The organism is Thauera aminoaromatica S2 (assembly GCF_000310185.1).
In the GTDB taxonomy this organism is placed as follows: Bacteria; Pseudomonadota; Gammaproteobacteria; order Burkholderiales; family Rhodocyclaceae; genus Thauera; species Thauera aminoaromatica.
This window is the reverse complement of sequence record NZ_AMXD01000082.1, coordinates 1-17,893: the sequence shown is the minus strand read 5'-3', so window position 1 is coordinate 17,893 and position 17,893 is coordinate 1. Positions and strand designations below refer to the sequence as shown.

Here is a 17,893-nt window from a genome sequence, read left to right as displayed (position 1 = left end):
GGCGCCGCCCGCAGCGCCGCCGGCAAGGCGGGCACGGCGCAGCTCGCGCTCGATGGTCGCGCGCATGGTCTCGAGCTGGGTGCGGATCGCCGCCGCGCCCTCCTCGTCGCCACGCGCCGCAAGCGCGTCCGCGCTGTGGCCGAGCACCGCGAGCGGCGTCTTGAGGGCGTGGGAGAGGTTGCCGGCGGCGTGGCGGATGCGTCCGAGGCGCTGGGCCTGATGGCGCGACAGGCGCTCGACGGCGGCGAGCAGCGGGCGCACCTCGGCGGGCGCGTCGGCCTCGAACTGCACCGCCTCGCCGCGCTCCAGCCGCCGGCAGGCGTCCACCGCCTCGTCCAGCGGTGCCAGCCCGCGCAGCAGCACGCGCCGCTGCAGCACCAGCAGCACGAGCAGCGCCAGTCCGAGCACGGTCAGCGCCTGCGCGCGGAAGGCCGCGATCGCGGCATCGATCGCGGCGACGTCCTCGGCGAGCGCGATGCTCACCGCGCGGCCGTCGGCGCTGTCGGGGAAGCGCTTCGCGACCACCAGCAGCGCCTGCCCGGCAGGGCCGGCCAGGCGAGGCGACACAAGCCCCTCCGCCCCCTCCGGCAGGTCGAGGTCGGCGTCCCAGGTCGAGCGCGAACGCCACTGCCGATCGCCGAGGCGCACGAGGAAGTAATGCCCCGACAGCGGCAGGTCGTAGGCCGGCCCGGCCGCGCCCATCAGCGCGCTGTCCATCCCCGCCTCGCCGTCCTGGCGTGCGAGCGCGTCGAGCAGATGCACGTAGAGCAGGTCGGCGTCGTGGTCGAGGCGGGCGAGCACGTGCTCCTCGACCATGCGGCGCGGGAAGTCGCGAAGTGCGAAGGCCAGCAGGACGCCCGCGGCGAGCAGCACCAGGGCGAGCGTGAGCGAGAGGCGACGGCGGATCGAGTTCATCTTCCGGCCCGCCCCCGCGCACGCGCCTCAGTCGCCGCTGCGGAACACATAGCCCTGCCCGCGCCGGGTCTCGATGCGTTCGTTGCCGAGCAGGCCGCGCAGGCGGCGGACGTAGACCTCGATGACGTTGCTGTCGCGCTCGGCGTCGTAGTCATAGACGTGCTCGGAGAGCCGCGTCTTCGACAGCACCTCGTCGGGGTGGCGCATGAAATAGCGCAGCAGGCGGAACTCGGTGGCGGTCAGGGCCTGCTCGTTGCCGGCGCGATCGACCAGGCACTGGCGCGCCTCGTCCAGCCGCCAGTCGCCCGCGCGCAACTCGGTGTCGGGCACCGGCGCGGCGCGGCGCAGCAGGGCCTGGATGCGGGCGAGGAGCTCCTCGACATGGAAGGGCTTGCCGAGATAGTCGTCGGCGCCGGCCTGCAGGCCCTCGACACGCTCGGCCCAGCCGTCGCGCGCGGTGAGGATCAGCACCGGCACGCGGTTCGCCGCCGCGCGCCACTCGCGCAGCACGGTCAGCCCCGGCTTGCCGGGCAGGCCGAGGTCGAGGATCACCGCGTCGTAGGGCTCGGTCGCGCCCAGATGGGCGCCGTCGATGCCGTCGCGCGCGAGGTCCACCGCATAGCCTTCGGCGACCAGCCGCGTGCGCAGGCGCTCGCCGAGCGCCGCATCGTCCTCGACCACGAGCAGGCGCATCGCTCACTTCTCCTTGCGTTCGAGCACTTCCCCGTTGGCGGCGTCGAGCTCGAGTTCGTGCACCCGGTTGCGCTCGTCGATCAGCTTGACCTCGTAGATCCAGCGTCCGTCCTCGCGCTCGAGCTCCAGACCGACGACCTGGCCAGGCTGGATGGCGCGGCTGCGCGCGAGAATGTCCTCGGCGGAGAGGATCTGCCCGCTCTCGCGCAGCTGGCGGATCTCCTCCACGCGCACGCGCTCGCCCGCGCTCGCGCCGGACACGGACAGGCCACCTGCGACAAGGAGCGCGGCGGCGGCCAGCAGGGAACGGAATCGCGTCTTCATCTTCATTCTCCGGCGGGTTTCGACGCAGACAGTGTGCCCGCCGCAATCTGAATGCAAGCTGAACACGAGCACGCAGATCGCGACTCGCGTCGCTCCCACAAGAACCACCGCGGCTCCACAGCGCGCCGTAGGAGCGACGCAAGTCGCGATTCCCCTGTCCGGCCCTCGCCGCCGTCGGTCGCCGCCCAGCGGCCCGATCGCGACTGGCGTCGCTCCCACAAGAACCACCGCGGCTCCGCAGCGCGCCGTAGGAGCGACGCAAGTCGCGATTCCCCCGTCCGACCCTCGCCCCCCTCGGTCGCCGCCCGGCGGCCCGATCGCGACTGGCGTCGCTCCCACAAGAACCACCGCGGCTCCACAGCGCGTCGTAGGAGCGACGCAAGTCGCGATTCCCCCGTCCGGCCCTCGCCGCCGTCGGTCGCCGCCCGGGCGGCCCGATCGCGACTGGCGTCGCTCCTACAAGAACCACCGCACCTATGAGGCGCGCCGTGGGAGCGACGCGAGTCGCGATCCGGACCGTGAAGAAACGCGAGCATGCGATTCCTGCCGCACCCGCCGCGCCGCAGGGCAGTCCCGCTCACCCCACCTGGCAGGCCAGCCCCTTGAGATATTCGCCCTCAGGCACGGCCAGCCCGATCGGGTGGTCCGGCGCGGCCGACAGGCGGTACAGGATGCGCGCATCCACCCCGGCGTCGATGGCCGCGCCGGCGACGATCTTCTGGAACAGCTCCTGCCCGATGCCGCCCGAGCACGAATAGGTCATCAGGATGCCGCCCGGGTTCAGCAGGCGGAAGCCGAACAGGTTGATGTCCTTGTAGGCGCGCGCGGCGCGCTCGGCGTGCGCGGCCGAGGGCGCGAACTTGGGCGGGTCGAGCACGATCAGGTCGAACTTGCGGCCCTCGTCCTTCAGCGCGCGCAGGGCCTTGAACACGTCCGCCTCCAGCCACTCGGCGCGCTCGGCGTCGAGTTGCGGGTTGAGCGCGAGGTTGCGCCGCGCCGACGCCAGCGCCGGGCCGGACGAGTCGATCGACAGCACCGAGGCCGCCCCGCCGGCGAGCGCCTGCAGCGAGAAGCCGCCGGTGTAGCAGAAGCAGTTGAGCACCGTGCGCCCGCCCGCGAGCTGGCCGGTGAGCAGGCGGTTGTCGCGCTGGTCGAGATAGAAGCCGGTCTTGTGCCCGCCCTCGGCGTCCACCTCCATGCGCACGCCGTTCTCGACGATGGTGAGCCCGCCCGCCGGCAGCGCACCATGCGCGCAGCCGGTGCGCGACTCCAGACCTTCCAGCCCGCGCACCTCGGAGTCGGAACGCTCGTACACCGCCGCGCAGCCGGTGGCCTGCACCAGCCCGGCGACGATTGCCTCGCGCCACTTGTCCGCGCCCGCACTGGTGAGCTGCAGCACCACCACCTCGCCGTAGCGGTCGGCAATCACGCCCGGCAGACCGTCGGACTCGCCGTGGATCAGGCGCACACCCTCCTGCCCGCGCAGCGCCGGGATCGCCGCGCGGCGCGCCACCGAGGCCGCCACCGCGCGCTTGAAGAAGGCGTGGTCGATCGCCGCCTCGGCATCGAAGCTCCACACCCGCGCGCGGATCTGCGAGGACGGCGACCACGCCGCCCGCGCCAGCGCCTTGCCCTCGGCCGTCACCACGGTCACCGTGTCGCCCGGCCGCGCGCGGCCCTCGAGCCGGTCCACCGAGCCGGCGAAGATCCAGGGATGGCGGCGGAACAGCGAGCGTTCCTTGCCGGGGTGGAGGACGAGTTGGGCCATGGGAGCTTCCGGAGAGTGCGAACGAGTCAGGGCGCGGAGTGTAACGGCTGCGCATCGTCGCACCCAAGGCCGGCGCCCAAGTTCGGAAACGAAGAGCCGCTCACTTTCAGCATCGGGCAGCCCCGATCGGCGACCTCGGCCCTGCAGACGCATCCTCCACCGCCCGCTTCAGCCGCGCCACCGCCCCTTCGACCGCGCCCTCGTCCAGGTTCCCATAGCCGAGCACCAGCCCGTTGCAGCGCACCGGCGGGCGCGCGTAGGCGGACAGCGCGCGCACGCCCAGCCCCACTTGCGCGGCGCGCTGCGCCACCGCGACATCGGGCAGCTCGTCGGGCAGCCACATCACCAGATGCAGCCCGGCTTCTCCGCCCGACAGCAGCAGCCCGGGACCGAAGGCCTGCCGCAGGGCGGCACGCAGCGCAGCCTGGCGGGCGTTGTAGCGCGCCCGCATGCGACGGAGATGGGTGATGTAATGCCCGCGCCCGATGAAGTCGGCGAGCGCGCGCTGCTCGATGCCCTGTCCGGCGCGCGTGGCGCGCGCCGCAGCGTGGATGAAGTCCGCCGCGATGGTGCGCGGCAGGACGAGATAGCCCAGGCGCAGGCCCGGATACAGCGTCTTGCTGAAGGTGCCGGCGTACACGACCGTGGCGCCGGGCTGCAGGCCGAACAGCGCGGGCGGTGCCGGACCGGCACGGCGGAATTCGCTGTCGTAGTCGTCCTCGACGATCCAGGTGCCAGCCGCACGGGCACGCTCGATGAGCGCGAACCGGCGCGGCAGCGACATCACCCGCCCGCTGGGGTACTGGTGCGAGGGGGTGGTCATGATCAGCCGCGGCGGATGGCGCAGCCAGTCTTCCGCGCCGGGGGCCAGCCCCTCGTCATCGACCATGACGTCGTGCACCTGCAGGCCGGCGAGCCCGAAGGCGACGCGGGCGGCAAGGTAGCCCGGGTTCTCCACCCAGACCGTGTCGCCGTGATCGGCGAGCAGGCGCGCGCACAGGTCGAGCCCCGCCTGCGTGCCGCTGGTGATGAGGAGCTGCGCGGCATCCACCGCGAGGCCGCGTACGCTGCCGAGGTGGGCCGCGAGCGCCGCACGCAGGCTCGGATCGCCACCGTGCGCGGCGTAACCGAGCTGACGCCAGCCGGCGTCGCGCCACGCGCGCTCGAGGCAGGCGCGCCAGGCACGGAAGGGGAAGGCACCGAAGTCCGGCACGCCGGGCGAGAACGGCAGCGCTTCGGCGTCGCGCGCCGGCTCGCGTTGCAGCGCCGCAGCCGCGCGCGCGGACAGCACCGGCGGCGGCCCCTGTGTGCGGGACACGGGCTGCGAGGCGCCCGGTGCGGCGGGCAGTTGTGCCACCCGCGTCCCGTGGCGATCCGCCACCAGGCAGCCTTCGGCGACGAGCTGCTCATAGGCGAACAGCACCGTGTTGCGTGCGATGCCGAGCGTCGCCGCGAGACTGCGGCTGGCGGGCAGGCGCGTGTCGGCCGCCAGCCGGCCCGACAGGATGGCCTCGCGCAGGCGGAGATAGAGCACGCGCTGGCGCGGCACCGCCGCGGGCAAGGGTGGGGCGAGCAGCCAGTCGAGCTCCATCGTGGCTCCAATCTGGAAGGTCCTTGTGGCACTACGAAAGGTACCACCACGAACCTAGGATAAGGTGATCGAACCCCTCGGAGCCTCGACGCCATGCCCCGCCCCACGCGACCTGCCCCCTCCCCGCGCACCCGCGTGCGCCGCCTGCCCGAGCGCGCGCACTACGACGCCGACACCATCGCCGCGATCGTCGATGCGGCGATGCTGTGCACCGTCGCCTTCCAGCTCGACGGCGCGGTCCATGCCATTCCCACGATCCACTGGCGCGAGGGCGGGCACCTCTACCTCCACGGCGCCAAGGCCTCGCGCATGCTGAAGGCGCTGACCGAGGGCGAGGCCTGCGTGACGATCGCACTCGCCGACGGCCTGGTGCTGGCGCGCTCGGCGATGCACCACTCGATGAACTACCGCTCGGTGGTGGTCTACGGCCGCTTCGAGGCGGTGACCGAGCCCGCACACAAGCTCGCCAGCCTGCGCGCCTTCATCGACGGCCTCTACCCCGGACGCTGGGACACGCTGCGCCCGATCACGGAGAAGGAGCTGAACGCCACCAGCGTGCTGCGGATTGCGCTCGACGAGGCGTCGGCCAAGGTGCGCGACTGGGGCGTGAAGGACGACGAGGAAGACCTGGACTGGCCGGTGTGGGCGGGCGTGATCCCGCTGCGCACGCTGGCTGGCGAGCCGGTGACCGAGCCCGACAGCGTGGCGCGATCGGTACCGCCGACCCGCTTCGGTTAAGGCAAGAACCGGGCGGCGAGCGCCTCGCGCGGACCGCCACTACGCCATCAGGGACGCCGCCGCGCATTGCCGAAGCGGCCGCCGCCGGGCCGGCCGCCGTACGGGCGCCTGCGCTCGTCCTCGTCGTCACGCTTGGGCTTGGGCATCAGCAGGTTCTTGCCGCCCTGCTGCGCCAGCCTGGCATGCTCGCGCAGCGCCGCCTCGAAGTGCTCGGCGCCGATCGCGATTGCCGCATGCTCGGTGGCCGGCTTGTACGCCGACAGGCGCTCGCGCAGCAGGAACACGCGCTCATCGGCCTCGGCCTTCCTCGGCAGGCCCTCGACCAGCTGCACGGCCAGCGGCGTCAGCACGTAGCCCTCGCCCGCCGTGGTCAACAGGCCGTGGGTGACGAAGCGCTCGAAGGCCACCGCCCACGCCGCGGGGGCGGTGACCGGAAAGCCCATGAACTCGGCGGCCGCGACGATATCGGCCAGCGCGGCGGGTCGCCTCTTTGCTGCGATCAGGGTCGCCAGCAGCAACTGCGCGTCGGTGTCGTGGATGGGGTACATGGGTTTTGCCTGCCTCTCGGATTGTGAAGCGCGCCATGATGCCCGAGGCGCGGCGATCCGGCGCAAGGGAAGTCGTCGTGCTGCGTAACAATCGTCCGCTCGGATTTCCTCGCAACTTGATAGACTCGAACCATTACAGATCGGTGAAACCGACTTGCCCCTCTCCTCCCTCCTGTATCGTTCGCGCGCCACGGTCGCCGCCCTCGTTCGCAGCGACGGGATCGCGGGCAAGCTGGTGGTTGCCTGGCTGGCGTTCACGATACTGCTCGGCGGCTACTGGTTGCAGCTCGACCACTCGCACACCGCGCTCGTCTCCCAGGCCGAGAGCCTGACCCGGTTGCGTGCCCTGCAGACCGCACACGCATTGGCGCTGCACACCGGAGCGCTGTTCCGCAAGCTCGACTATCTTTCCCTGCACCTGGGCGAGCATTGGCTGAAGGAAGGTCCGCAGGGCGCGCGCGACGCCCTCGTGCGTGCGCACCTTGCGCTTCCCGAAGACGCCCTGGTCGGCATCGACGTCGCCGATGCCGAGGGGCGGCTCCTCTACTCCACCGTCGGCGAGCGCCTGCCGCTCGAACTCGAGCGCTACGGCATCGCGGACTTCGGGCATTTCCGCGTCCATCTGGAAGGGGACAAGGGCCTCTTCATCGGCCAGCCCTACCGCGGACGCATGACCGGCGCCTGGATCGTGCCATTTTCCCGTGCGCTCGTGGAGGAGGGGCGACTGCGCGGCGTGATCGTCCTGTCGGTGTCGGTCGCCCATCTCACCCGGGCACTGAGGGAACTCTATCCGGGGACCTCGGACGTGGCGGCGCTCGTGCTCGACGATGGTCACTTCCTCGCCCACTCCAACCGGACCGCGGGAGCCATCGGGCGCTCGGTGCCGTCCGACCGCCCCTATCTGCTCGATCGCGTGGCGCTGCAGGGCAACTTCGATGCGACCGCGCCACTGGACGGCGTCGAGCGTTATTACGCCTGGCACCGCGTTGCGGGCTTTCCCGTCGTCGCCGCGCTCGGGCTGAGCAAGGCGGACGCGCTCGCCCCGGTGCGCGGCACGATCCGCGACAACCGCCTCCGCAGCGGCCTGGGTTCGCTGCTGCTCCTCGTAGCGGCCTTGCTGATCAGCCTGCTCTGGCGCCGCCACGCCCGCCAGGGCGAAGAGCTCGGCCGCGCCCGCAGGCGGCTGGAGAAGCTGGTCGGTCACTTTCCGGGCATGGCCTACCAGTTCCTGCTGCGTGCGGACGGCAGCACCTCCATGCCCTACTGCAGCCCGGGCGTGCGCGAACTCTACGGGGTGGGGCCCGAGGGGCTGCAGGATTCGGCCATGAGCCTGTTCGAGCGCGTCCACGCCGACGATCTGGACCGTCTGCGCGACAGCATCCTCCGCTCGGCCGCGAACCTCGCGCCCTGGCGCTGCGAATTCCGCGTGCGGGGCGAGGGCGACCGGCTGCGCTGGCTGCTCGGCGAAGCCAACCCCGAGCGCACGCCCGAAGGCGACACGCTGTGGCACGGCTATGTGCACGACATCACCGAGCGCCAGGTGGCTGCGCAGCAGTTGCGCGAAAGCGAGGCGCGCCTGCGCCAGGCGGTCGACGCCGTCCGCGACGGCCTGTGGTCGTGGGATCTCGCCCGCGACCGCATCGCGCTCGACGAGCGCATCCTCGAGATGCTCGATCGTCCGGAACTGGGCTCGGAGATGTGCTTCGACGATTTTTGCGCGCTCGTCCATCCGGCCGATCGCCAGCGCCAGGACGCGATGCTGCGCGCCGTGCCGAGCGCGACGCCCGACGCTCCCGTGGCGGGCGACTTCCGCCTGCGCGCCGCGTCCGGGCGCTGGGTCTGGATCCACGCCCGCGGCAGCGTCGTGGAGACCAACGCGCAGGGTGGCCCGCGGCGTCTCGTGGGCACCTTCTCCGACATCACCGCACGGGTCGCCGCCACGCAGTTGCGTCGGGCCCTCCTCGACCACAGCGCGGCCGCCATCGCCATGCTCGACGCCGACCTCGACATCCTCGAAGCCAACAGCCGCGCCCACGAGATCTTCGCGCCGCCCTCGACCCCGATCGGCGGACTCAAGCTCACCGACCTCGCCCTGCACGAGGACCAGGCCATCTTCATCCCGCAGCACTACGCGGCGCTGCGGGCCGGCGGACAGGTCAACATCGAACTGCCCTTGCGCGACAATCGTGGCAAGAAACGCTGGTTCGACGTACATGGCGTGATGCTGGACCCGGAGGACCCCGACAGCGACACCGTCTGGACCCTGGTCGACATCTCCGACAAGTACCGCACGCGGATGGCGCTCGCCACCGAGCGCCTGCGCCTGAAGACGGTGCTCGAGCGCTTCCCGGGCGGCGTCCTGATGGAAGACCAGGACGGCCTGATCAGCTCGGTGAACCGGGGGTTCTGCGAACTGCTCGGTCTCGCGGCCGCCCCGGACGAACTGATCGGCCTCACGCACGCGGCGCTGTGCGAGCGGCTGGGTACGGAGCGCATGGGGTGGCTGCATCGGCCCGACGCCGACCTCACGGCGGAGAAGCGCGCCACGGTCGAAGTGGAGGGCGTGAAGGGTCGCACGCTGGAGATCGACTGGCTGCCGATCGAGCACGACGGGCGACGCCTCGGCCGCGTGTGGCTGCTGCGCGACGTCACCGAGCGCAAGGAGCGCGAACGCCGGCTGGCGGAGCTCGCCGCCACCGACCCGCTGACCGGGCTGCCCAACCGGCGCAGCTTCCTGGCGTGCCTGGACGCCGCGCTCGACGACGCCCGGCGCGAGCCCGCGCGCGGCAGCGCACTGTTGATGATCGACATCGACCACTTCAAGCACGTCAATGACACCCACGGGCACCCGGTCGGCGACGAGGTATTGCAGCACGCGGCACGGCTGATCCGCGGCGGCCTGCGCCAGCACGACCGGGCGGGCCGCCTCGGCGGCGAGGAATTCGCCGTGCTGCTCGACGACGTCGACGCCGACACCGCCCTCACCCTCGCCGAACGCCTGCGCCGTAGCGTGGAGGCGGCGCCCGCGGCGACCGCGGCCGGCGCGGTGTCGCTCACCATCAGCCTCGGTCTTGCCCTCGTGTCGGGAGGGGATCCCGCCCGCGTCCTCGGTGACGCCGATGCCGCGCTCTACCGTGCCAAGCGCGGCGGCCGCAACCGTGTCTGCGTCGCAGTTCGCACCCAGGGATAGACCAGCGCGCCGCCGGCATCGAAGCACCACGCGCATGCGGCGGTTCCGCCATCCCGCCCGCGCTGGCTATACTCCCCGCCACTTTCACCCAAGGGGAGACCTGACCCATGAAGCTCGAGACCATCGCCGTGCACGGCGGCTACTCGCCCGATCCGACCACCAAGGCCGTCGCGGTGCCGATCTACCAGACCACCTCGTACGCCTTCGACGACACCCAGCACGGCGCGGACCTCTTCGACCTCAAGGTGCAGGGCAACATCTACACCCGCATCATGAACCCGACCACCGCGGTGCTCGAGCAGCGCGTGGCCCAGCTCGAAGGCGGCATCGGCGCGCTCGCCGTAGCCTCGGGCATGTCGGCGATCACCTACGCCATCCAGACCATCGCCGAAGCCGGCGACAACATCGTCTCGGCGTCGACGCTGTACGGTGGCACCTACAACCTGTTCGCGCATACCTTCCCTCAGTTCGGCATCGAGGTGCGCTTCGCCGACTACCGCGACCCCGACAGCTTCGCCGCGCTCATCGACGCGCGTACCAAGGCGATCTACTGCGAATCGGTGGGCAACCCGCTCGGCAACGTCACCGACATCGGCCGTCTCGCCGAGATCGCGCACAAGGCCGGCGTGCCGCTGATCGTGGACAACACCGTGCCCTCGCCCTACCTGTGCCGCCCCTTCGAGCACGGCGCCGACATCGTGGTGCACGCGCTCACCAAGTACCTCGGCGGCCACGGCAACTCGATCGGCGGCGTGATCGTCGACTCGGGCAAGTTCCCCTGGGCCGAGCACAAGGCGCGCTTCAAGCGCCTCAACGAGCCCGACGTCTCCTACCACGGCGTGTGCTACACCGAGGCTCTGGGTGCAGCCGCCTTCATCGGCCGCGCGCGCGTGGTGCCGCTGCGCAACACCGGCGCGGCGATCTCCCCCTTCAACAGCTTCCTGATCCTGCAGGGCATCGAGACCCTGGCGCTGCGCATGGACCGCATCTGCACCAACACGATCAAGGTCGCCGAGTACCTGAAGAAGCACGCCAAGGTCGAGTGGGTGAACTACGCCGGCCTGCCCGACCACGCCGACCACGCCCTGGTGCAGAAGTACATGGGCGGGCGCGCCTCGGGCATCCTGTCCTTCGGGGTCAAGGGCGGCTTTGAAGCCGGCGGCCGCTTCCAGGATGCGCTGAAGCTCATCACCCGCCTGGTGAACATCGGCGACGCCAAGTCGCTCGCCTGCCACCCGGCCTCCACCACCCACCGCCAGCTCTCGCCGGCCGAACTCGCCAAGGCCGGCGTGTCGCCCGACATGGTGCGACTGTCGATCGGCATCGAGCACATCGACGACATCGTTGCCGATCTGGAGCAGGCGCTGGCGGCGGTCTGACGTAGTTCTTAATGCGTCTGTCCGGGACAGACCGCGCATTTCCTGCGAAATCGTGGTCTGTCCCCGTTTCCTCCCGTTTCCTTTCCCTTCCCCGTTTCCCGCGGCTTTCCGCACAGACCACCGCTTTCACGAGAAACCCCGATGCTCGCAGTCCTGCAGCGCGTCTCCGAAGCGCGTGTGATCGTCGATGGCGAGACCATCGGCGAGATCGGCCCCGGCCTCCTCGCGCTGGTGTGCGCCGAGCGCGGCGACACGCCCGCCGAGGCCGACAAGCTGCTCGCCAGGATCCTCAAGCTGCGCATCTTCGCCGACGAAGCCGGGAAGATGAACCGCTCGGTGCAGGACGTCGGAGGCGGGCTGCTGGTGGTGAGCCAGTTCACCCTCGCCGCCGACACCTCGGGCGGCAACCGGCCGAGCTTCACCAAGGCCGCAGACCCGCACACCGGCCAGGCGCTCTACGAGCATTTCGTCGCCCGTGCCCGCGCCGCCCACGCGCAGGTGGAGACCGGCCGCTTCGGCGCCGACATGAAGGTGCAACTCATCAACGACGGCCCGGTCACAGTGCCGCTGCGCATCGCCCCGACCGCAGCGGACGACCCCCGCGGTTTTGCGTAGGAGCGACGCGAGTCGCGATCGGCCTCGCTGCTGCGAAGGACGCCGGCGGGAGTCCGAACGCTGCAATCGCGACTTGCGTCGCTCCTACCCCCCGCCCCACCGGCGGCGCGCGACTGTTTCATGGCGCGTCGGGGCATAATCGTGGCTCCCAACCCCTCGACCAGGAGACAACATGAAGCTCTACTTCAAACCCGGTGCCTGCTCGCTCTCGCCCCACATCGCGCTGGAAGAATCCGGCCTGCCCTACGAGACCGAGTCGGTCGACCTCAAGACCAAGGTGACCGCCAGCGGCGCCGACTTCTGGAAAAGCAACCCCAAGGGCTACGTCCCGGCGCTGCTGCTCGACAGCGGCGAGCTGCTCACCGAAGGCGCGGCGATCGTGCAGTACATCGCCGACCAGGCGCCGCAGAAGAAGCTCGCGCCGGCCAACGGCACGATCGAGCGCTACCGCCTGCAGTCATGGCTCAACTTCATCGGCACCGAGCTGCACAAGTCCTGCAGCCCCTTCTTCAACCCGGCCTCGGGCAAGGAGTGGAAGGAGATCGCCGGCGCCAACCTCGAGCGCCGCCTCGGCTATGTAAACGAGCAGATCGATGGCAAGTCCTACCTGCTGGGCGAGGACTTCAGCGTCGCCGACGGCTATCTGTTCACCGTGCTGAGCTGGATGAAGTTCGTCGGCATCGACCTGGCGAAGTGGCCCAACCTGAGCGCCTTTCAGGCCCGCGTGGCGGCGCGTCCGGCGGTACAGGCGGCGCTGAAGGCGGAAGGCCTGGCCTGAGTGGCGCGAAGCATCGCCAGCAGATCGTGAATGCGCGGCTGCCGGCGCTCCTGCAGGGGCCGACGCCGCGATGTCTCTGCAGGAGCGCCGCAAGGCGCTAGGACCGCCATCGTTCTCTCGCATCGGCTCGATGATCGCCACCGTCACAGCTAGCTCGCACCCCTCTCCATGACCGATCCCGCCTCCCGCGCTCCCCTCCTCGCCGGCGCTCTGCTCGCTGCCCTCGGCGTCGCGCTCGGCGCCTTCGGTGCGCATGCGCTGCGCGGGGCGCTCGATGCCGCCGCCCAAGGCTGGTGGCAGACCGCGGTGCAGTACCAGATGTGGCACGCGCTCGGGCTGCTCGCGATCGGCGCGGCGCGCGTGCAGGGCGGCAGCCTCCCGGCTTCGCTGCTCGCCGGCGGCACGCTGATCTTCTGCACCACGCTCTACGCGATGGCGCTGGGTGCGCCGCGCTGGCTGGGGGCGGTCACCCCGATCGGCGGCAGCCTGATGATCGCCGGCTGGCTGGTGCTGGTCTGGCGAGTGGCGCGCCCGCGGCGCTGAGGACACGGCCGCAGCTTGGAAAGCGTCTTTCAAGGACACGGGCACTTTGGGAGCCGCCGCAGCGGCTTGCAGCGCCCGCTCTTCAGCGGTGTGGCGGCGGCAGCGTGCCGAAGACGCGGTCCCAAAGATCCGTCACCGTGCCGTAGCCGCGGCGCTCGTCGCAAAAATGGTGGAAGCCGTGCAGCCGCCGCCGCGCCTCCAGCCAGCGCCCCGCCGGGCGGGTGTCGTGCAGGCGGTGGTGCACCGCCTCCTGCAGCAGGTTGCCGAGCAGCATGCCCGCCGACAAGGGCGCCGCGTATGCGCTGCCACCGGAAATCAGCGCCGGCAAGCCGACCACTGCCAGCACCAGCAGCACGCTGAACAGCACCGGTACGCGGATCGTCACCCCGGCATGGCGGTGATGGGCCAGGTGCCAGCGCTGGAAGGGCTCGATCCCATGCAGCATCCAGCGGTGGAGGACGTATTCGATCAGCGTCCACGCGGCCAAGCCCGCCACCACCAGCACGGCGGCGAGGCCCGGGCCCGCAGCGGCGGTCGGCTGCGAACTCATCGCCAGCACGACCAGACCGGCGCACGGCACCACCAACGAGGCCGGATAGGCGAGCGCCAGGCGCAAGGTCCAGGGTTCAGCCATCGTCGGCGCGCTCCAGGATTTCCCAGGCGTACATCAGGCTCGCGTCCGAAAAGCCGAGTCCGGTCTCCTCGTCCAGCCACCAGCCGAATCCGCGTTGATCCACGCCTTCAAAGCGCCACCGGCGCAGTTCGCCGCTGCACAGGCGGATGACATAGCTGCAGCCGCCGACGGGTTCCATGGTGTCGAAGTCCTCGCAATCGTCATGCCGGCGCAAGCGCGCGCCCTGATGGAATGATAGCCGCGCTGCACCACCACGCCAGCGCGACGCACCCCTGAACCACTGCGCGGGGGATTGCAGCGCAGATCGCGACTTGCGTCGCTCCCACGAAAACCGTCGCGCCTCCAGCCCCCGGCGCGCCCCGGGGCGTCCGGCAGGAGCGACGCAAGTCGCGCTTGCAGCGGCGGAGCGAGCGCAAGGGCATGACTGCGCCGCCCGATCGCGACTTGCGTCGCTCCCACGAAAGCCGTCGCACCTCCAGCCCCCGGCGCGCCCCGGGGCGTCCGGTAGGAGCGACGCAAGTCGCGATCGGGTGGCCCCGCGGCGCTGGCGCAGACCCGGTGCGCTGCAATCGCGACTTGCGTCGCTCCTACGGCAGGCAGGGCGCGGGACGCCTGGGCGACGCAAGTCGTGGTCCCCGCAGTCGAGATGCCACGGCTTGACTATACAGTACCGTTTTGGTACTTTTAATTCCGACACCACCCACGCGAGCACATCGACATGCTGCGCATCAGCAAACTCACCGATTACGGCACCCTGATCCTGACCCACATGGCCGGGCATCCGGATCGACTGCACAGCGCCGCCGGCCTCGCCGAAGCGCTCGGCCTCGGTCTGCCCACGGTCAGCAAGGTGCTCAAGACGCTCGGCCGCCACGAGCTGGTGAGCAGCCAGCGCGGCGCGCATGGCGGTTACGCGCTCGCCCGTCCGCCCGACCGAATCACCGTGGCCGACGTGATCGACGCGCTCGAGGAGCAGGCCTTCGGGCTCACCGAGTGCAGCTCGAGCAGCGGCGTGTGCGCGATCGAGTCCGACTGCCGTATCCGCGAGAACTGGATGCGGATCAACACCGTGGTGCGCCAGGCGCTGCAGGCGGTGAATATTGCCGACATGGTCCACCCCGTCCACGGCGCCGCCTTCCCCGCCCCGCACACCACCGAACACCGCATGCATGGCCCCGCGCGCAGCGCCGCGGCCTGCCTCCCCGCAGCGCGCGCAGACGAACAGGAGATCTGATGATGAACGCCCCCACCTCTGCCCCCACTTCGACCCCTTCCTCGGCCTCCATCGCCTCCCCTGCCCGCCGCGGCGATGCGATCGGTGCCTTCCTCGAGCAGGACTACGCCGCCGGCTTCGAGACCACGCTCGACACCGACACCGTGCCCAAGGGTCTGTCGGAAGACGTCATCCGCATGATCTCCGCGCGCAAGGGCGAACCCGAATGGCTGCTCGACTGGCGCCTCGAGGCCTACCGCCACTGGCTGACGATGAGCCCGCCGACCTGGGCCGCGGTGCAGTTCCCGGCGGTCGATTTCCAGGACATCGTCTATTACTCCGCACCCAAGTCGAAGAAGGACGGCCCCAAGAGCCTGGACGAGGTCGACCCCGAGCTGCTGCGCACCTTCGAGAAGCTCGGCGTGCCGCTGCACGAGCGCGCGCGCCTGGCCGGCGTGGCGGTGGATGCGGTGTTCGACTCGGTGAGCGTGGCGACCACGTTCAAGAAGGAGCTGGGCGCCCACGGCGTGATCTTCTGTTCCTTCTCCGAGGCGGTGAAGGAACACCCCGAGCTGGTGCGCAAGTACCTCGGCACCGTGGTGCCGCCGGGCGACAATTTCTACGCCGCGCTCAACTCCGCGGTGTTCTCCGACGGCTCCTTCGTCTTCATCCCCAAGGGCGTGAGGTGTCCGATGGAGCTGTCCACCTACTTCCGCATCAACGCCCGCGACACAGGCCAGTTCGAGCGCACGCTGATCATCGCCGAGGAAGGCGCGTCCGTCAGTTACCTCGAAGGCTGCACCGCGCCGATGCGTGACGAGAACCAGCTCCACGCCGCGGTGGTCGAGCTGATCGCGCTCGACGACGCCAAGATCAAGTATTCCACCGTGCAGAACTGGTACCCGGGTGACAAGGACGGCAAGGGCGGCATCTACAACTTCGTCACCAAGCGCGGCGACTGCCGCGGCGCGCGCTCGCACATCTCCTGGACCCAGGTCGAGACCGGCTCGGCGATCACGTGGAAGTACCCGAGCGTGATCCTGCGCGGCGACGATTCGGTGGGCGATTTCCACTCGGTGGCGCTGACCAACAACCTGCAGCAGGCCGACACCGGCACCAAGATGATCCACATGGGGCGCAACACCCGCAGCACCATCCTCAGCAAGGGCATCTCGGCCGGGCGCGGCAGCAACACCTTCCGCGGCCTGGTCAAGATCACCCCCAAGGCCGAGGGCGCGCGCAACTACACCCAGTGCGACTCGCTGCTGATCGGCGACCGCTGCGCGGCGCACACCTTTCCGACCATCGAGGTCCGCCACCCCACGGCGCACGTCGAGCACGAGGCCACCACCTCGCGCATCGGCGAGGACCAGCTCTTCTACGCGATGCAGCGCGGCATCAGCGCCGAGGACGCGGTGTCGATGATCGTCAATGGCTTCTGCCGCGAGGTGTTCAAGGAGCTGCCGATGGAATTCGCGGTGGAAGCACAAAAGTTGCTGGGCGTGAGCCTCGAAGGCAGCGTCGGCTGAGCCGGCGCCCACATGGAAACAGGGCCGTGCGTTTTTTCGTGGGAGCGACGCAAGTCGCGATCCAAGGCCCGAGAAGCACGATCGCGACTTGTGTCGCTCCTACGGGGGCGCCACTTGCGACATCGAGATGGAAATCCGGAGAACAAACATGCTTAAAATCAACAACCTGCACGCCGCGATTGACGGCAAGGCGATCCTCAAGGGCCTGAACCTCGAGGTCGCGGACGGCGAGGTGCACGCGATCATGGGTCCCAACGGCTCGGGCAAGAGCACGCTCGCCCAGGTGCTGGCCGGACGCGAGACCTTCACCGTCACCGACGGCAGCGTCGACTGGAACGGCGCCGACCTGCTCGCCCTGCCCGCCGAGGAGCGCGCGCGCGCCGGGCTCTTCCTCGCCTTCCAGTACCCGGTCGAGATCCCCGGCGTGTCGAACGCCTACTTCCTCAAGGCCGCAGTCAACGCGGTGCGCCGCCACCGCGGGCTGCCGGAATACGACGCGATGGACTTCCTCGCGCGGGTGAAGGCCGAGATGAAGGCGGTTGGAATGAAGGAGGAATTCCTCTACCGCTCGGTGAACGAGGGCTTCTCCGGCGGCGAGAAGAAACGCAACGAGGTGCTGCAGATGGCGCTGCTCGAGCCCAGGCTCGCGGTGCTGGACGAGACCGACTCGGGCCTGGACATCGATGCGCTGAAGATCGTCGCCGAGGGCGTCAATCGCCTGCGCTCGCCCGCGCGCTCGATGATCGTCATCACCCACTACCAGCGCCTGCTCGACTACATCGTTCCGGACAAGGTGCACGTGCTGTCGCAGGGCCGCATCGTGCGCTCGGGCGGGCGCGAGCTCGCGCTCGAGCTGGAAGAGCACGGCTACGGCTGGATCGACGCGGCGCAGGGCGACAAGGCCGGCGGCGCGTCCGCGGGAGCGCGGCCATGAGCGCGATCGACTTCTGGCTCGGACGCCAGCGCGACACCGCTGCCGATCTGCCCGGCGCCGACCTGCCCTGGCTCGTCCGCCTGCGCGAGGACGCCATCGACCGCTTCGCCGACGAAGGCTGGCCGACGACACGGCGCGAGAACTGGCGACACACCTCGCTCGCCTTCATGGCGCAGCAGGCGCTGGCGGTGCGCGAGACGGTCGCGCCCGAGGCGGTCGTGGCGGACCTGCGCGCGCGCTACCGGGCAGCGCTGGGCACAGCACAGGACCCCGCGCGGAAGGCCGTGGAGTCCGCCGGCGACGACGGCCACTGGGTGGTCTTCGTGGATGGGCACTTCGCCCCCGCGCTGTCCGCCATCGGCGGGCTTCCCGGCGGCGTGCGCATCGGCAGCCTGGCCGATGCGCTCGGGCAGACCCCCGAGGCGGTCGAGGCCGCCTTCGGCCAGGCCGGCGACGGCGAGGCCCCCGCCGCGCTCAACGCCGCGCTGGCCGCCGACGGCG

At 70.5% G+C, this 17,893-nt stretch carries 17 protein-coding genes and 1 pseudogene; 10 read left to right on the top strand and 8 right to left on the bottom strand.

Translation table 11 applies throughout. The features are described from left to right. The 5 genes from C665_RS12820 to pdxR all read right to left on the bottom strand — a co-directional run. Window positions 1–915 (bottom strand): ATP-binding protein (locus C665_RS12820; RefSeq protein ID WP_004312953.1); only part of this gene is annotated, 915 nt, incomplete at its 3' end. 27 nt (window positions 916–942) lie between these two features. Beyond that, window positions 943–1,608, bottom strand: coding sequence for a response regulator transcription factor (locus C665_RS12815; RefSeq protein ID WP_004312952.1), 666 nt, complete (start codon window positions 1,606–1,608; stop codon window positions 943–945). Between the two features lie 3 nt (window positions 1,609–1,611). After that, window positions 1,612–1,932 (bottom strand): PepSY domain-containing protein, encoded by a 321-nt coding sequence (locus C665_RS12810; RefSeq protein WP_012585246.1) that lies wholly within the window; start codon window positions 1,930–1,932, stop codon window positions 1,612–1,614. A 577-nt stretch (window positions 1,933–2,509) separates the two neighbouring features. Next, window positions 2,510–3,700: a class I SAM-dependent rRNA methyltransferase gene (locus C665_RS12805; RefSeq protein ID WP_004312949.1), complete on the bottom strand. Its 1,191-nt coding sequence runs from the start codon at window positions 3,698–3,700 to the stop codon at window positions 2,510–2,512. 106 nt (window positions 3,701–3,806) lie between these two features. Next, entirely contained in the window at window positions 3,807–5,291 is a 1,485-nt protein-coding gene (pdxR, locus tag C665_RS12800; RefSeq protein WP_004312947.1) for a MocR-like pyridoxine biosynthesis transcription factor PdxR, read from the bottom strand. A gap of 93 nt (window positions 5,292–5,384) precedes the next feature. On the opposite strand from pdxR, the gene C665_RS12795 reads away from it, so the two are divergent. After that, window positions 5,385–6,029, top strand: coding sequence for a pyridoxamine 5'-phosphate oxidase family protein (locus tag C665_RS12795; protein WP_012585245.1), 645 nt, complete (start codon window positions 5,385–5,387; stop codon window positions 6,027–6,029). A 47-nt stretch (window positions 6,030–6,076) separates the two neighbouring features. Here C665_RS12795 and C665_RS12790 read toward each other — a convergent pair whose 3' ends face one another. Continuing rightward, a complete protein-coding gene (locus tag C665_RS12790) occupies window positions 6,077–6,577 on the bottom strand; it encodes a hypothetical protein (protein WP_004312945.1) in 501 nt (166 codons plus the stop codon). Window positions 6,578–6,731: 154 nt separating this feature from the next. Here C665_RS12790 and C665_RS12785 point away from each other — a divergent pair, with 154 nt between their 5' ends. The 5 genes from C665_RS12785 to C665_RS12765 all read left to right on the top strand — a co-directional run bounded on the left by C665_RS12785 (window position 6,732) and on the right by C665_RS12765 (window position 13,082). Next, complete coding sequence (locus C665_RS12785; protein WP_004312944.1) at window positions 6,732–9,767, top strand: diguanylate cyclase; 3,036 nt, start codon at window positions 6,732–6,734, stop codon at window positions 9,765–9,767. 107 nt (window positions 9,768–9,874) lie between these two features. Beyond that, entirely contained in the window at window positions 9,875–11,146 is a 1,272-nt protein-coding gene (locus C665_RS12780; protein ID WP_004312943.1) for a bifunctional O-acetylhomoserine aminocarboxypropyltransferase/cysteine synthase, read from the top strand. 141 nt (window positions 11,147–11,287) lie between these two features. After that, window positions 11,288–11,761, top strand: coding sequence for a D-aminoacyl-tRNA deacylase (dtd, locus tag C665_RS12775; protein ID WP_004312942.1), 474 nt, complete (start codon window positions 11,288–11,290; stop codon window positions 11,759–11,761). 172 nt (window positions 11,762–11,933) lie between these two features. Next, window positions 11,934–12,539, top strand: a complete 606-nt coding sequence (gene gstA, locus C665_RS12770; protein WP_004312941.1) for a glutathione transferase GstA — start codon at window positions 11,934–11,936, stop codon at window positions 12,537–12,539. Between the two features lie 168 nt (window positions 12,540–12,707). Then, window positions 12,708–13,082: a DUF423 domain-containing protein gene (locus C665_RS12765; protein ID WP_004312939.1), complete on the top strand. Its 375-nt coding sequence runs from the start codon at window positions 12,708–12,710 to the stop codon at window positions 13,080–13,082. An 82-nt stretch (window positions 13,083–13,164) separates the two neighbouring features. Here the strand turns inward: C665_RS12765 and C665_RS12760 are convergent, their stop codons facing one another. Beyond that, the gene (locus tag C665_RS12760; protein WP_004312938.1) at window positions 13,165–13,716 is read right to left on the bottom strand and encodes a sterol desaturase family protein; all 552 of its coding nucleotides are present in this window, start codon (window positions 13,714–13,716) and stop codon (window positions 13,165–13,167) included. Further along, the gene (locus C665_RS12755; protein ID WP_004312935.1) at window positions 13,709–13,894 is read right to left on the bottom strand and encodes a hypothetical protein; all 186 of its coding nucleotides are present in this window, start codon (window positions 13,892–13,894) and stop codon (window positions 13,709–13,711) included. The genes C665_RS12760 and C665_RS12755 overlap by 8 nt, the downstream gene beginning before the upstream one ends. Before the next feature lie 540 nt (window positions 13,895–14,434). Between C665_RS12755 and C665_RS12750 the strand changes: the two genes are divergently transcribed. The 4 genes and pseudogenes from C665_RS12750 to C665_RS12735 form a co-directional block, all read left to right on the top strand. Continuing rightward, complete coding sequence (locus C665_RS12750; protein WP_004312934.1) at window positions 14,435–14,950, top strand: SUF system Fe-S cluster assembly regulator; 516 nt, start codon at window positions 14,435–14,437, stop codon at window positions 14,948–14,950. Continuing rightward, window positions 14,950–16,458, top strand: coding sequence for a Fe-S cluster assembly protein SufB (gene sufB, locus C665_RS12745; RefSeq protein WP_004312932.1), 1,509 nt, complete (start codon window positions 14,950–14,952; stop codon window positions 16,456–16,458). The genes C665_RS12750 and sufB overlap by 1 nt, the downstream gene beginning before the upstream one ends. A gap of 148 nt (window positions 16,459–16,606) precedes the next feature. Further along, window positions 16,607–17,392, top strand: coding sequence for a Fe-S cluster assembly ATPase SufC (gene sufC / locus C665_RS12740; protein WP_004312930.1), 786 nt, complete (start codon window positions 16,607–16,609; stop codon window positions 17,390–17,392). Next, window positions 17,389–17,893 (top strand): annotated as a pseudogene (locus C665_RS12735) (Fe-S cluster assembly protein SufD); the annotation flags it as partial. The gene sufC and the pseudogene C665_RS12735, both read left to right, overlap by 4 nt.